This window comes from Heliomicrobium sulfidophilum (assembly GCF_057715735.1).
Genome location: NZ_JBVTZZ010000005.1, coordinates 1,899,603 through 1,914,587 on the forward strand (window position 1 = coordinate 1,899,603; position 14,985 = coordinate 1,914,587).

At 58.7% G+C, this 14,985-nt stretch carries 12 protein-coding genes; 9 read left to right on the forward strand and 3 right to left on the reverse strand.

Going from position 1 to position 14,985, the window contains the following annotated elements; translation table 11 throughout:
- The first annotated feature begins 24 nt into the window (after positions 1 to 24).
- The 9 genes from AC0CW1_RS14610 (at position 25) to AC0CW1_RS14650 (ending at position 11,876) form a co-directional block, all read left to right on the forward strand.
- Entirely contained in the window at positions 25 to 276 is a 252-nt protein-coding gene (locus tag AC0CW1_RS14610; protein WP_488183735.1) for a DUF1540 domain-containing protein, read from the forward strand.
- A 284-nt stretch (positions 277 to 560) separates the two neighbouring features.
- Positions 561 to 2,141: an exo-beta-N-acetylmuramidase NamZ domain-containing protein gene (locus AC0CW1_RS14615; protein ID WP_488183736.1), complete on the forward strand. Its 1,581-nt coding sequence runs from the start codon at positions 561 to 563 to the stop codon at positions 2,139 to 2,141.
- A gap of 565 nt (positions 2,142 to 2,706) precedes the next feature.
- Positions 2,707 to 4,473 (forward strand): ribosomal protection-like ABC-F family protein, encoded by a 1,767-nt coding sequence (abc-f, locus tag AC0CW1_RS14620; RefSeq protein ID WP_488183737.1) that lies wholly within the window; start codon positions 2,707 to 2,709, stop codon positions 4,471 to 4,473.
- Positions 4,474 to 4,635: 162 nt separating this feature from the next.
- On the forward strand, positions 4,636 to 6,153 hold the full coding sequence (gene malQ / locus AC0CW1_RS14625) for a 4-alpha-glucanotransferase (RefSeq protein WP_488183738.1): 1,518 nt from the start codon (positions 4,636 to 4,638) through the stop codon (positions 6,151 to 6,153).
- Between the two features lie 260 nt (positions 6,154 to 6,413).
- Positions 6,414 to 7,688 (forward strand): nickel-dependent lactate racemase, encoded by a 1,275-nt coding sequence (gene larA / locus AC0CW1_RS14630; protein WP_488183739.1) that lies wholly within the window; start codon positions 6,414 to 6,416, stop codon positions 7,686 to 7,688.
- A 265-nt stretch (positions 7,689 to 7,953) separates the two neighbouring features.
- Positions 7,954 to 8,736, forward strand: a complete 783-nt coding sequence (gene larB, locus AC0CW1_RS14635) for a nickel pincer cofactor biosynthesis protein LarB (protein WP_488183740.1) — start codon at positions 7,954 to 7,956, stop codon at positions 8,734 to 8,736.
- A complete protein-coding gene (gene larC, locus AC0CW1_RS14640) occupies positions 8,729 to 10,360 on the forward strand; it encodes a nickel pincer cofactor biosynthesis protein LarC (RefSeq protein WP_488183741.1) in 1,632 nt (543 codons plus the stop codon). Before larB ends, larC begins: the two co-directional genes overlap by 8 nt.
- 62 nt (positions 10,361 to 10,422) lie before the next feature.
- Positions 10,423 to 10,824, forward strand: coding sequence for an adenosylmethionine decarboxylase (gene speD / locus AC0CW1_RS14645; protein ID WP_488183742.1), 402 nt, complete (start codon positions 10,423 to 10,425; stop codon positions 10,822 to 10,824).
- A gap of 320 nt (positions 10,825 to 11,144) precedes the next feature.
- A complete protein-coding gene (locus AC0CW1_RS14650) occupies positions 11,145 to 11,876 on the forward strand; it encodes a YetF domain-containing protein (RefSeq protein ID WP_488183743.1) in 732 nt (243 codons plus the stop codon).
- A 29-nt stretch (positions 11,877 to 11,905) separates the two neighbouring features.
- Here the strand turns inward: AC0CW1_RS14650 and AC0CW1_RS14655 are convergent, their stop codons facing one another.
- The 3 genes from AC0CW1_RS14655 to AC0CW1_RS14665 all read right to left on the reverse strand — a co-directional run bounded on the left by AC0CW1_RS14655 (position 11,906) and on the right by AC0CW1_RS14665 (position 14,931).
- The gene (locus AC0CW1_RS14655) at positions 11,906 to 12,664 is read right to left on the reverse strand and encodes an SDR family NAD(P)-dependent oxidoreductase (protein ID WP_488183744.1); all 759 of its coding nucleotides are present in this window, start codon (positions 12,662 to 12,664) and stop codon (positions 11,906 to 11,908) included.
- A 233-nt stretch (positions 12,665 to 12,897) separates the two neighbouring features.
- The gene (locus AC0CW1_RS14660; RefSeq protein WP_488184170.1) at positions 12,898 to 14,088 is read right to left on the reverse strand and encodes a pyridoxal phosphate-dependent aminotransferase; all 1,191 of its coding nucleotides are present in this window, start codon (positions 14,086 to 14,088) and stop codon (positions 12,898 to 12,900) included.
- 405 nt (positions 14,089 to 14,493) lie between these two features.
- On the reverse strand, positions 14,494 to 14,931 hold the full coding sequence (locus tag AC0CW1_RS14665; protein ID WP_488183745.1) for a hypothetical protein: 438 nt from the start codon (positions 14,929 to 14,931) through the stop codon (positions 14,494 to 14,496).
- Positions 14,932 to 14,985: the final 54 nt, after the last annotated feature.

Consider the following 14,985-nt stretch of genomic DNA (forward strand, 5'->3'; position numbering starts at 1 on the left):
AACGCAGAAGGAGGATGAAAGAGGATGCCGCAACAGCACATTCACTGCATCATCAGCAACTGCCACTACTATGCCACGGGGAACAAGTGTGTCGCCAATGAGATCCTTGTCGCCAGCGACAAGTTCGGCGCCAACGAGCCCGACAATATGGACGCCATGATGGCGGCCCAATTGAGCGCCGTCTCGGCCAATGATTGCATGTCTACCTGCTGCAAGTCCTTCGTGCCCAAGGGTTCCGACAAGGTGGGCGTCGACGGAATCAAGAAGATGCAGTAAGCGGACTGCCCCTGCGCTGAGCCTCCTGGATGAATGGCGTTTTTCCGACTGGAAGAACGGAGTCTCTTGACTGGTAGAATCGAGTCTCTTGAGTTGAAACGACATTGACGGAAAGCTGCCGGCTGAACGCCGGCGGCTTTTTTTGCGCGCCAAAACAGGGCACCAAAAAAGGGGATCCCTGGGGGCTTGTCGAAGAAATAGAATACAATCGTCCCGCCGGGTGGTGATATGTAAGGCGAATCGTCCTTGTTGCGAAATAAATTTTGTCGAAAAGAGGTTAGGCCATGCAAAAACGGTGGTTGCTTTTTTGTGCCATGCTGCTCGGACTCACTTCTATCCTGTTCTCGCCCTATCCGGCGCTCCCTCCCGTTGAGGCGGCCAACGTCACCTTGGGCAATGAACGCCTGATGAGTACATACCACAACGTCATCGTCGGCAAGCGGGTCGGCCTCGTCACCAACCAGACAGGCATCAACAGCCGAGGCGAGCGCACCGTCGATGTGCTGGCCCGCGATCCGGCGATCAAGCTCGTCGCGCTCTTCGGACCTGAACATGGCGTTGACGGGACCGCCAAGGCGGGTGAGTACGTCGCCTCTTATCAACACCCCACCTTGAACATCCCCGTCTACAGCCTCTACGGTCCGACGCGGATGCCCACCGAAGAGATGCTGCGCGATGTGGACGTGCTGCTCTTTGATATCCAGGATATCGGTGCCCGCTCCTATACATACATGTCGACCCTGAACTACTGCATGGTGGCCGCTCAAAAGTACAACAAGCCGATCGTCGTCCTCGACCGGCCCAACCCTGTCGGCGGCGTCATCGCCGACGGGCCGGTCCTGGAGGACCCCTTTAAGACCTTTGTCGGCGTCGACAACCTGCCCATGTCCCACGGCATGACCGCCGGCGAGCTGGCCCTCTACTTCAACCGCAACATCGGCGCCAAGCTCACCGTCGTGCCCATGGCCGGCTGGCATCGCGCCATGGTCTTCCAGGATACGGGCCTTCCCTGGGTGAACACCTCGCCGATGATCGTTGACCTTGACGCCGCTTTCGGCTATATGGCGACCGGCCTCGGCGAAGGCACCGGTGTCTTTCAATCGAACTTTAAGTGGATCGGTTCCAAGGGCATCGATGCGGACCGGTATGCCGCGTTGCTCAACGGGGCCGGCCTGCCCGGCGTGACCTTCGTCGCCGACCCGCGCGGCTCCGCCGGCGGGGTGCGGCTTCAGATCACCGACTACCATACCTTCAACCCGGCCAAAACAGGCATCTACGCCCTGGCCTACGCCCATTCCCTCAACCATTTCCCTGTGCCCAAAAGCGGCGACAAGGTGGTCATGTTCGACAAGATCATGGGCACCGACAAGGTGGGCATCTGGCTGGAGGCCGGTTTGTCGCCTCAGGAGATGGAGGAGAACTACCGGGCCGGCCTGGAGGCCTTCCGGGAAGAACGCAAGCGCTATCTGATTTATGAAGACCAGCCCGGTCCGCCGCCCGGCCTGATTGAACCGATCCGGGTCATTGTCGATGGCCGGGAGGTGGCCTTTGATTCGGCCCCTTACCTGGATCGCAATGACCGGGTGATGGTCCCCTTGCGGGCGATCGTGGAGGCCCTCGGCGCGTCCGTCGCCTGGAACAGCGACAGTGGCACGATCACCGTCGAGAAGGCGGGGCAAAAGAGCCTCTTTACGGTCAGCAGCCATTTCGCCGTCATCAAGGGGGAGCGGAAGCGCTTTGACACCACCCCTGTGATCGTCGGCGGGCGGACGATGGTCCCGGCCCGCTATGTGACCGAGGCTGTCGGCGGCGCCGTCGAGTGGGACGGCGCGAAGCGGGCGGTCATCGTCCGGGCGAAGCCGTAGCCCGGCGTAGAGATGCGGCTGCGAAGCGCCGGCAGGAGTTGACCTGCTTGCTAGAGTTGACCGGCCGGCTGGAGTTGACCCGCCTGCTGGAGTTTATCCGCCGGGACAACCGGCGAGCGGCAGGTCGGCGGTGTTGACTTCCAGCAGGATCTCTTTTACACTTGAGGTGAACTTCGAAGAAAGGGCAAGGTATGTGAGAGATGCGCAAGTAATCCTGTTCCAACTGATCTCCGAATGCAAACGGCCCCTTGGCCGTCTGGGATTCCTATTGCCCAGGCCAGGTGGAATGCGATCAGCTCGGAGTCAAGAACAGGATGGAATCGCGCAGATCAGGCAAACAGCCCTTTGTCCGTAACTCATTGACGCTACGTCTTTCCAGCGGATCGTCCATATTCCCCTTGGCGGACAGCCCCTTCCGCTGGAGCGGTCGAAGGTGAGTTGCACTCCTCGTCATCTCAGGGAACCCGACGGAATACGTCGGGTCTCTTTTGAACGCATGCATGAGGGCAAAGAAACGGATCATCAGTGCGCCATCCTCTCTTGGACTCCCAAGGGAGGTTTTTTTATGCTCGCAGCAGAGCTTCGTTCTGTAAAGAAATATTTCGGCGACCGTTTGATCCTGTCCGTCGACGAATTGAAGATCTACCGGGGCGACCGGATCGGCGTCGTGGGGCGCAACGGGGCGGGGAAAAGCACCTTCCTCCGGCTCATCGAGGGGAGATTGCTTCCTGACGAAGGTATGATCCGGCGGTATGCGGAAAACGCCGTCATCGATCAACTCGCGCAGAGTGATGTTGGGGATGTCACTGGTATCGACGCGGACCCTCAGAAACCCTTTCCAAGACCCGCTTTTCCCGAAGTGGATCTTTCGAGCCCGGAGCAGGCGGACAAAGCGAAGCGGTTTCATGTCCAAGCGGGTGATCCGAATCAACTGAGCGGCGGGGAGTTGACCCGCCGCAAGATCGCCGGCGCCCTGGGGCGCGCCTCCGGGATCCTGCTCGCTGACGAGCCGACGGCCAACCTCGATCTGGCGGGCACGCAGCTTCTGGAGGCCCACCTGCTCGATTACGACGGCGCCCTCCTGCTCGTCTCCCATGACCGGGAACTGCTCGATCAGGTGTGCAACCGCATCATGGAGATAGATAAGGGCCGCCTACGCCTCTTTGTCGGCAACTACTCGGCCTATCGCGCTCAAAAGCAGCTTGAGGCGGCGCAACAGCTTGCCGAGTATGAGGCATATGTGGAGGAACGGGAACGCCTGGAGGCGGCCATGCGGGATAAGTCCCGCCAGGGGAAGGAGATGCGCGCCACGCCGACCCGCATGGGCAATTCGGAGGCGCGTCTTCACAAGCGCGGCGTCAACAGCAAGCGGGCCAAGCTCGACCGGGGCGCCAAGGCCATCGAATCCCGCCTCGAACGGCTGGAGAAGAAAGAAAAGCCCGAGCCGGCGCCGGGGATCCTTTTTGATCGACCGGGAGAAGGGCAACTGCCCGGCAAGATCGCCATCCGGGTGGAGAAGGTGAGTAAGCGGTTCGGCGAGCGCTTGCTCTTTCATGATGTCTCTTTTGAGATCCGGAGGGGGCGCAAGGTCGCCCTCGTCGGCGACAACGGCGCGGGAAAGACGACCCTGATCAAGATGATCCTGGACCAGGAACCGGGGATCACCATCCATCCGGCGGCCCGCATCGGCTATTACGATCAAAAACTGGCCCTTCTACGGGAGGACCGGACGGTGCTGGAGTCGTTGCGGGCGGTTTCCGAGCGGCCCGAGTCCTTTGTGCGGACGTTGCTGGCGCGGCTGAACTTCCGCCGCGACGATGTGCACAAGCAGGTGGCCATGCTCAGCGGCGGGGAGCGAGTCAAATTGTCGCTGGCGATGACCCTGGTGCAGGACTTCAACGCGCTGCTTCTCGACGAGCCGGCGAACTACCTCGACATCGACGCCCTCGAAGCGTTGGAATCGCTGCTTCGTGAGTACCCGGGGACGATCCTCTTCGTCTCTCACGACCGCCGGCTCGTCCAGCAGGTGGCCGATGAGGTGATTCGGATCGAGGACGGGCGGGTTGGGGCAACGCAAGCGTCGCCGTCTTCAGAGCCGTTCTATCGTTGCCAACCGCCGCAGCCGCCTCGAAGCAAGACCGCCAAAGAAGACCAAGGCGTCCTTCGCCATGAAAGGGAAGTCACTGCGGAACGGTTGCTGCTCGAATGCCGTCTGGCCGATCTGCTGGGGCGCTTGTCCCAACCGCGTCAAAAAGGCGACGAGGCAGAGCGGGCGCAGTGGGAGGCGGAATACGAGGAAATTCTCGCCCGGTCGGCGCGGTTAAAGAAGTGATATTTCATAAGCGCAGGGAAGAGCATGAACTGTATAGAACATGAACTGTATAGAAAGGGAAGGAAAATCGTTCAATCCATAGAATGATCACAGGGGAACTTGTTATGCCCCGATACGGTTCAGCCCAGGTGACCGATCAAAACAGAGAGGTGAACTGCCCTGTTGCAGGAACGTGTCAGTGGGGTGCTCTTGCACCCCACCTCGTTGCCCGGTCCCCACGGTGTCGGCGATCTCGGCGCTGACGCCTACCGGTTTGTCGATTTTTTGGGCCGCACCCGGCAGCGATTGTGGCAGGTGCTTCCCTTAGGGCCCACTGGGCGTGGGCACAGTCCCTACTCTTGCCAATCGGCTTTTGCCGGCAATCCCCTCCTGATCAGCCTGGAGCGGCTGCGTGAGGATGGGTTGCTCACCGGCACCGAGGTGGAAGAGGTGGACCGCTCCAACCCCTCTCGGGCCAATTTTTCCTGGGCTTGTTGGTATAAGGGATCCAGGCTGCGCCTCGCCTTTGAGCGCTTTCGCGCCCTGCCGGAACGTTCTTCCCTCAAAACGGAGTATGAGCCTTTTTGTTACCGGCACGCCCGCTGGTTGGAACCCTTCGCCCAATTTATGGCCTTAAAAAACCGTTTCGGCGATACGAGCTGGCTGGACTGGGACCCCGAGTTCGCCTGCCCCGATGAGTTGGGATGGGCGCGAACGATGGACACCTTTACCGATGAAGCCAACTACCAGAAGTTCGTGCAGTTCATCTTTTTCCGTCAGTGGTACGCCCTCAAGGCCTACGCCAACGAACGGGGGATCCGGATCGTCGGCGACATCCCCATCTATGTGTCCCTGGACAGCGCCGACGCCTGGGGCGAACGAGCTATCTTCGCCCTCAATGACAAGGGCTTTCCCAAAGAGGTCGGCGGGGTTCCGCCGGACTACTTCAGCGAGACAGGGCAACTCTGGGGCAACCCGGTCTACAACTGGGACTACTTGAAGTCGACGGGATATCAATGGTGGATCGAGCGGTTCCGCCATAACCTCTCCCTGGCCGATATCATCCGTGTCGATCACTTCCGCGGCTTTGAGGCCTATTGGTCCGTACCCTACGGCGAACCGACGGCGGTCCGCGGCCAATGGCGAAAAGGCCCTGCCGAAGCGCTCTTTTTCGCCGTCGAAAAGGCCTTGGGGCCGATTCCGATCATCGCCGAGGACCTGGGCATGATCACGCCGGAGGTCACGACGCTCCGGGAACGATTCGCCTTCCCAGGCATGAAGATCATGCATTTCTCTTTCGAGGGCCAGAATGGCTTCAACCACCTTTTTTACGATCATGACAAAAACTATGTCATCTACCCGGGCAATCACGACAACGACACGACCCTCAGTTGGTTTTTGACGCTCCAGCCCTGGGAGAGGGATCAACTCCTTGCCTACTTCCGCTGTGACGGCCGGGACGTTGTCTGGGAGATGATCCGCTTCGCCATGGCTTCCAATTACAATAGCGCCCTTTTTCCCATGCAGGACCTGCTGAACCTCGGCGTAGAAGCGCGGATGAACCTGCCGGGGACGATCAATGACAAGAACTGGACGTGGCGCTTCGTCTGGAGCCAGATTGACGAGACCTTGATGGAAAAGCTCTCCTGCATGACGGTGCTCTACCGGCGCTGGTCGGGGAAGGAGGACGCGAAAAATTAACCCTCGGAAAAACAGTAAAAAGCGTTTGGAGACCTCTCGGGTTCCAAACGCTTTTTACTGTCCTGTCAAACTTGCCGTCGTCGACGCCGTTGACTAGGCCAAGGACACAGCCGAAGAGCCGGGCCGCCGCCAATGCCAGGTGATCCCACTCCATTGCGCCATTATTGCAATTTCTTGTACTTTCGCTACTTTTCGATCCTTCCGAAAGCGCTTTTCTTTCGTTATAATAAAACTTGTCACCACTATCACGAAAGAGGTCGATGTCGTTGATCAAGCTGCCCTATCATAAGACGTACCTGGCTCTTCCCCTTGAACCGGGACCCAAGGTCCGCTTGCTCACACCGGAGAACCATGCGTACACCCCGGAAGACACCCAGGAAGAGATCGTCCGCCGCGCCCTGGCCAATCCCATCGCCTCACCGCCCCTGTCGGAACTCGTCAAGGGCAAAAAGAATATCGTCATCATATCGAGCGATCATACCCGCCCTGTGCCGAGTCATATCAATATCCCGCTCATGCTGGAAGAGATCAAAAAAGGCAACCCTGACGCCGATGTGACCATTCTGGTCGCCACCGGCATGCACCGCCCGACGACCGACGAGGAACTGCTGGCCAAGTTCGGCCAAAAGGTCGTCGACGAGGTGAAGATCGTCAATCACCTTTCGGAAAAAGATGAGGATATGGCCTTTTTGGGCATCCTGCCTTCCGGTGGCGAACTGTGGGTGAACAAGCTGGCCGTCGAGGCCGACCTGCTCCTGGCTGACGGCTTCATCGAGCCCCACTTTTTCGCCGGCTTTTCTGGCGGCCGCAAGAGCGTTCTGCCTGGTGTCGCCTCCCGCAAGACGGTCATGTACAATCACAACTCCACCTTTATCTCCAGCCCCTATGCCCGCACGGGCAACCTAGAGAACAACCCGATCCACCGCGACATGCTCTTCGCCGCCGAGAAGGCGAAGCTGGCTTTCGTCCTCAACGTGGTGATCAACGCGAAAAAAGAGATCATCTACGCGGTGGCCGGTCACACCGTCGAAGCTCACTTGAAGGGTTGCGCTTTTGTCCGTCAACTGGTGGCGGCCAAGCCGATCCCTGGCGACATTGTCATCTCGACGAACGGCGGCTATCCGCTGGATCAGAACTTGTACCAGGCAGTTAAAGGCATGACGGCGGCAGAGGCAACGGCCAAGCCGGGTGCCGTCATCATCATGGTCGCCGGCTGCTCCGACGGGCTCGGCGGTGAGGACTTCTATCACCAGTTGGCCGACTTCCCCTCTCCCCAGGCCGCCATGGACACCTTCCTGGCGACGGCCAAGGAAGACACGCCGGCGGATCAGTGGGAATCGCAGATCCTCTGCCGCATGCTGATCAAGTACAAGGTGATCATGGTCAGCGACCCCAAACTGGCAGGCCGCTTCCGCGACATGCACCTCGACTACGCCGAAACGCTCGAAGAGGCCCTGGCCATGGCCAAGGCCGTCAAGGGCGATGATGCAGAGATCACCGTCATCCCCGACGGTGTCGGGGTCATCGTCGGATAGGACGGTCAGGCTGCCGAAAGGCTGGCCGGTCGATTAGAGAAAAAGCTTTGAACAAGCGCTTGAGATGAAAATGCTTCAGACAATAACATCCAATAACGGTGCGCTCTCTCTGCAAAGGGAGGGCGCTTCTATTCAGCTTCTTTTTTTCGTAAGGGGACAAACATTAAGTGTAAGTGGACAAACCGCCGAATAATTGCCAGCAGACTACATACTGCTACACTTGTGGTATGATAAGGATTGAACTTGTCGGGAGGAGTCGGTTTCCATGGATCATTCGAGGCTGACCCATCTGTTGCGGGCGGTCCAGGACGGGCAGATGCCCGTGGAAGAGGCCGTTGAACGGCTGAAAGGTTGGCCCTATGAGGATATCGGTTTTGCCAAAGTCGATCACTATCGGGCCATCAACCAGGGGTTTCCTGAAGTCATCTTCGGCCTCGGCAAACGTCCGGAACAGACGGCGGCCATCTTCGAGCGATTGGCCCGGACGGGTCTGCCGGTGCTGGCGACGCGCTGCACGGCGGAAGCCTTTGCCGCCGTGCAGGCCAAGGTTCCCGAAGCGGTCTTTCATGAACTGGCACAAGCCGTTACCTTGCGGGTTTCCGAGGAAAATGAGCGGCCCATCGGGACGGTCGCGGTCGTCACCGCCGGAACGGCCGATCTGCCGGTTGCCGAGGAAGCCGTTGTAAGCGCCCTCGCCATGGGGTGCCGGGTAAAGCGGATCTTTGACGTCGGTGTGGCCGGTTTGCACCGGCTGTTGTCCAAGCGGGATGAACTCGGCGAGGCCCAGGTCATCATCGTCATCGCCGGCATGGAAGGCGCTTTGGCCTCTGTCGTGGCCGGCATGGTGGACATCCCCGTTGTGGCCGTCCCGACGAGCATCGGCTATGGCGCCAATTTCGGCGGTCTCTCGGCGTTGCTGGGCATGCTGAACTCCTGCGCCCTCGGCGTCGGTGTCGTCAATATCGACAATGGATTCGGCGCGGCGGCCTTGGCGGCGACGATCGTCCGCAGCGCCGGTCGCGAAGCAGGGAGGAGCCTTGATGTGTAATAGCGACGAACATGGTCAAGATCACGGCCACGACGCCCACTCCCGTGACCACGGCCATGAACATCCGCACGAGTCTGCTCGGAAACATGGGCAAACCACCGGCCATGGTCATGGAGAACGAGGCAAACATTCGCACGGATACTGGAATGACGCGCCTACGAATGGTCATAACATCCTCGTCGTTGATCCTGTCTCCGGCGCAGCCGGTGACATGTGGCTGGGCGCCCTGGTCGACCTGGGTGTTCCCTGGGAAGAACTGACGGAAGCCTTGCGAGGGCTCGGCGTCGACGGTTACGAACTGCGCTGTGACTCTGTCATTTCCAAAGGGATTCGGGCCACGAAGGTGAACGTCCTTCTCGATGACCGGCCCCAGCCCCATCGCCACCTGCATCATGTGGCGCAGATTATCGAAAATTCCGCCATGGCGTCCCCGGTGAAGGAGAAGGCCATCCGGGTCTTTACGCGCCTAGCGGAATCGGAAGCCAAGGTGCACGGCTGCCCCGTCGAAAAGGTTCACTTTCATGAAGTGGGCGCTGTGGACGCCATCATCGACATTGTCGGGACCTGCTGGGCGCTGGAATACCTGAAGGTGGAGGAGATCCTCGTCCTGCCCCTGCCGCTCGGATCCGGCACGGTCCGCTGCGCCCACGGGGTGATGCCGGTCCCTGCGCCGGCTACGGCGGACCTCGTCCGTGACTTCCCCGTCTACCTCGGCGGCGGGGAGGGCGAACTGGTCACTCCGACTGGCGCCGCCCTCTGCACAACCCTGGGCCGTCCCCATGACAGCCACTCCCAGGGGTTACCCTTGCGGATTGAGCGGATCGGCCACGGGGCAGGCACCCGGCCGGCGAAGGACCGGCCCAATGTGTTACGGTTGCTGCTCGGCAGGCGCGAAGAAGCGGGGAAAAGCTGGCTCGTCTGCACCGGCGGAACGGCTCATGCCCACGGACATAGCGACAGGCATGGACAGGGACATGGCAGCCATGGTGGTCATGTCGGTCACGGCGGCCAGGGCGGTTACGGTGAGGGACGTGGTCAGGCGCTTGGGCAAGGTTCTCAAGGTCATGATGGCGTACATCATTCCCTTGTCGGACAGGCAGGAATTTGCCTGGGGGAGATGCAACGGGGCGGGAGTGAAGACAGGGCCGGCGGTGTGACGGCGCTCCTGTGGGAGGATGTGCAGGTCATCGAGACGACCGTTGACGACATGAATCCCCAGTGGCTCTCGCCCCTGACAGCTCGGCTCTTTGACGCCGGCGCGCTGGATGTGCAAGCGGTTTCGGTGATGATGAAAAAAGGTCGTCTCGGCTGTCACCTGACGGTGCTTTGTCCGCCCGAGCGCGGGACGGTCGTGCTGGAGCAACTCTTTGCCGAATCGACGACGCTAGGGGTGCGCTCGCGCTTGGAACGGCGGGCCTGCTTGGACCGGGATTGGGTGACGGTGACCACCGATGGCGGTCCGGTTCGACTGAAGCGGGGCATCTTAGGGGGGCACGTCGTCAACATTCATCCCGAATTTGATGACTGCCAGGCAGCGGCTCGCCGGGGGAATCTGCCTGTCAAAGAGATTCACCGGCAGGCTTTAGCGGCTTATGAAGAGATACGGCCGAAGAAAGCCGAGTAAGTTCAAAAAATAATTGCAGGCTCCTTGAGGAATAATGCTATCTGAAAGGAGACCTGCTGTGGATGAATGTGTTGGGCAATCCCCTCGGTGTGCAGTTGCTGGCCGAGGTATGGGAATGTAATCCCGATAAACTCAACGATGTGAAGACGGTGGAAGAGGTCATGGTTCGCGCCGCCGAGAAATCAGGGGCCGATATCCGGGAAGTGGTCTTTCATCGCTTTGAACCGCAAGGCGTCAGCGGTGTTGTCGTCATCTCCGAATCCCACCTGACGATCCACACCTGGCCAGAACTCGGATATGCCGCCGTTGACATTTTCACCTGTGGAGAACGGGTGAATCCTTGGGATGCGCTGGAGTCCATCGCCCAGGAACTCGATGCAGAAGAGGCTCATGCGATGGAGATCAGCCGGGGAATGAAAAACTTGAGCCGGTTGAAGAAAAAAATGGACAGGTCAAAAGAATAACCCTGGAAAAGAACCAGGGTTCAATCATAGTGATTCGCTGTTTATCAGGAAGCCGGAGCATGTTGCCCGGCTTTTTTTATATGAAAGCCCTTTTCATCATCGCTAGTGACCCAACGGGTCATGAACCGTTGTATATGAAATTTTCATCATAACCTGTGGCCGAAGGGTCATGGTTGTTTTGTTTTTGATCAAAAGGATTCTGCGCGTAGGTTGCCTGTGGGATTCCCAGTCGACTTTGAGGGGAGAATGAAAGGAGCGACCCATTGGGATAAAGCACATACTTGAATCAAGGACACGCGTGGAAAGGTGGTTCTCATCGCGTGCAAAACGGCTGGGTTGAATTGTTTCGGGTGATAACGCAGACGCTGGTAGCCTATATACTGCTGACCATCCTGACTCGCATCATTGGAAAAAAGCTGTTGTCTCAAATGACCTATTTTGATTTTGTCATCGCGATCGTCATGGGGACGATAGCCGGCACCTTTGTTGTCACTGAGGTGAAGGGCGCCTGGGTGCTCTTGAGTCCCGTGATTCTGACAATCGCCACAGTGGCCACCAGCCTGCTCCATTTGAAAAGTCTGGCCGCCCGCAAAATACTGGAAGGGGAGCCCGTCATCGTCGTTCAAAACGGCAAGGTGATGGAAGAAAACATGAAGCGGCTCCGCTACAGCCTGGATAAGTTGGAGATGCAGCTACGCAATAAGGGGGCCTTCAACATCACCGATGTGGAGTTTGCCTTGTTGGAGCCTAACGGAAAACTGAGCGTTCTGAAGAAGTCGCAGCACCTGCCGGTAACGATGAGCGATCTGGGCAAACCGACGGCATATAAGGGCTTGGCGACGGAGATCATCAAGGATGGCGATGTGTTGGAACAAAATCTGTGCCAACACAACCTCAGTTTCAAATGGCTCTACGGCGAACTGAAAAAGCGGGGCGTGGAAGATCTGTCGGAGGTGTTTTACGCCGCCCTGCAGAGCGACGGGACCCTCTATGTGGATGTCCGTCGCGATGGGGTAGGCGGGGTCCACGAGGCGGAAGACAAATTAGAGTAGCTTAGAAAGATAGCCGTTGCATATTGCCTTTACGGTTCGTAGATCATCTTGCGCGTCATGCCCCCGTCGAGGACCAGGTTGGCGCCGGTGATGAAGTCGTTGCCCTCCGCGGTGAGGAAGAGGCAGGCCCGCGCCACATCGTCCGGCTTGCCCACCCTGCCGGCGGGGTGCTGGCTGTGATCGATGGGGCGCAATTCTTCATAGTCGCCCGTCTCTATCCAGCCGGGGCTGATGGCGTTCACGCGGATGTTGTCGGGACCGAGCGAGACCGCCAGGGCGTGGGTCAGGGCGATGATCCCGCCCTTGGATGCGGCGTAGGCCTCTGTATCCGGTTCGGACATGAGCGCCCGCGTGGAGGCGATGTTGACGATAGCGCCGCCGCCTTTTGTCCTCATCACGCAGGCTGCCGACCGGGAACAGAGGAAAACGCTGCGCAGGTTGGTGTTGAGGATGTCATCCCACTCTTCCACGGTCAGATCATAGGGGGATTTCCAGCGGGAGACGCCGGCGTTGTTGATCAGGACGTCGACCCTGCCGAAACGCTTTTCCGTCTCCGCCATGAGCGCGTCGATGTTGTCAGAGCGGCGGACATCGACGGGGATGAATAGGGCTTTGCCGCCTTTGTCATTGATGATGGCTTCTGTTTCTCTCCCGGTTTCGGCGTTTTGTTCGGCGATGATGACCGTTGCGCCCGCCTGTGCGTAAGCCAGGGCGACACCGCGGCCGATGCCGTTGCCGGCGCCGGTGATGACGGCGACTTTGTCGGTGAATGTGTGCAGGGCATCCACGAGCGATGGCTCCTTTCCTACTGAAATCATCTGCGCTTCAAGAGATGAACCGTTTCTCAGGAAGTGAAGGGGACTTTAGAAGGGACTTGAAGGGCAAAGGGATTTGAAGGGGGGTTGTGAAAGAAAGGATGACAGAAGTGTCACCCTTTCCCTTCAAAGATTATAGCCTGTTTTTCTTGGATTAACTTGATTGTCAGTTTTATTGAGAGGGCAATCTATTACTTCCCCTTAGTCTAACCGGGCAGTCCCATTTCCTTCGCCAGCGCCCGGAAAGCCTCCAGCGAGTTCTCGATGTTCCGCTTCTCGACACAGTAGGCGATGCGGAAGTAGCCGGGTTTGCCGAAACCGCTGCCAGGGACGAGGAGGATGTTGTATTTCTGGGCGCGCCGGACGAACTCGACGTCATCAGCCAGGGGGGACTTGGGGAAGAGGTAGAAGGCCCCCTGGGGCTTGACCATCTCGTAGCCCATGGCGGTCAGGTTGTCGTAGAAGAGATCCCGTTTTTCCCGGTACTCGTCGATGTTCACCGATTCGTTCTGCAGCTTGGCCACCAGGCGCTGCATCAGCGCCGGCGCGTTGACGAAGCCCAGGATGCGGTTGGCCAGCACTAAGCCGTCGAAGAGCAGGGGCGCCTCTTCGATCTCGGGGCTGATGGCGATATAACCGATGCGTTCACCCGGCAGGGCCAGGTCTTTGCTGTGGGAGGTTACGACGATGCTGTTGCGGATATGGGCGAAGACGGGAGGAACGGTCACCCCGTCGTAGACGATTTTCGCATAGGGCTCATCAGAGACGACGAACAGGGTTCGTCCGAACTCGGCGCCCTTGGCTTCCAGGAGGCGATTCAATGCGTCGAGGCTCTCGGCGGGGTAGACGACGCCGGTGGGGTTGTTGGGGGAGTTGATGATGACGGCCCGCGTCTTCTCCGTCACCGCAGCGGCGATGGCGTCCAGGTCCAATTGGAAGTCTTCTTTTGACTGGACGATGACCGCCTTGCCGCCTTGGTTGGCGAGGTAGCCTTTATATTCGACAAAGAAGGGAGCGGAGATGATCACCTCGTCGCCGGGGTCGACGATCGTCTTGAAGACGACGTTCAGACCGCCGCCGGCGCCGACGGTCATCACCACATGATCGGCTGTCAAGGCCTTGCCGCTGGCTGTGCTGAGGGCGTCGGCCACTGCTTGGCGGGTCTCGGGGTAGCCGGCGTTGCTCATGTAGCGGTGCATGCCGGGAACGGGGTGGTTGGCCAACTCTATGAGGGCTTCTCGGAAAGCGGCCGGCGGTTCGTTGTTCGGGTTGCCGATGGTAAAGTCATAGACCTTGTCTTCGCCGTAAATCGGTTTCAGGCGCTCGCCCTCTTCGAACATCTTGCGGATCCAGGAGGACTGGCTGATCTGCACGCGGATATGTTGTGCGACTGGGATAAGAATCGCTCCCTTCAGTGCGGAATGGTTTATCCCTATGATAGCCTCTTCCAGGGCAGGTGACAACTTTTTCATTGCCTTGACTGGATTATCCTTCTAGACGACAGGGGGATCACCTAAAAGACAGAGTTATCTTGAGAGTCGCCTTTATCAAGCGTGTTAGAGCGCTTTAAGAATCGAAATAAAAGAACGCCATTCTGTCAAGATATCGTGCACTGAGTCTGGATTTTCAACCATCCAGTTTCGGATCGCGATCCGCGGATGTAACTCAGGCTCATCGATTAGTACGATTGAGCGTGCAATCTGTTGACGTACGAAGTCATATAGCACAAACGTCCTCCCTTGTTCTGTGCATCCAGATAAAGGGAGGACGAAAAACTGACAGATATGTTACGTACAAATTGATCACGGAATCATCACCTTGTGAGCGACGAACCCGGCGATCAACAGCGCTGTGGCCATGCGGTGCACCCCGGAAGCGGGGTTGCGTGTGCCAGTGAAGATTAGGAGGCCGATGCCGACGGTCGCCAGCATGCCCGTGGCGTTGATCAAGGGTTTTTCCATGCCCATCTGGGTGAGCGCGTACATGGCGTGACCGAGGGTGGCGGCGCCGATGAGCAGGCCCAACCCGCGGTGCAGCGTAAAGAGGCCTTTGTTTTTCATAAAGCGTGCGGCGAAAGCCGCCAGCAAGGCGACGGCGATGAGCGGAACGAGAATCTTACCGGTCATGTCGACTTGTCGGGCGAGGGGATTTTTCGCGGCCTCGGCGGCCCAAGCGGTAGCGGGGCTCATCACCAGGAGCGCAGATGCGCCCATGGCACGCTTCATCCAGGATACAAACATGGGACAACCTCCTCGTGGAAAATCGTGTAAAGGCAACGCCCTTATAATAAAACA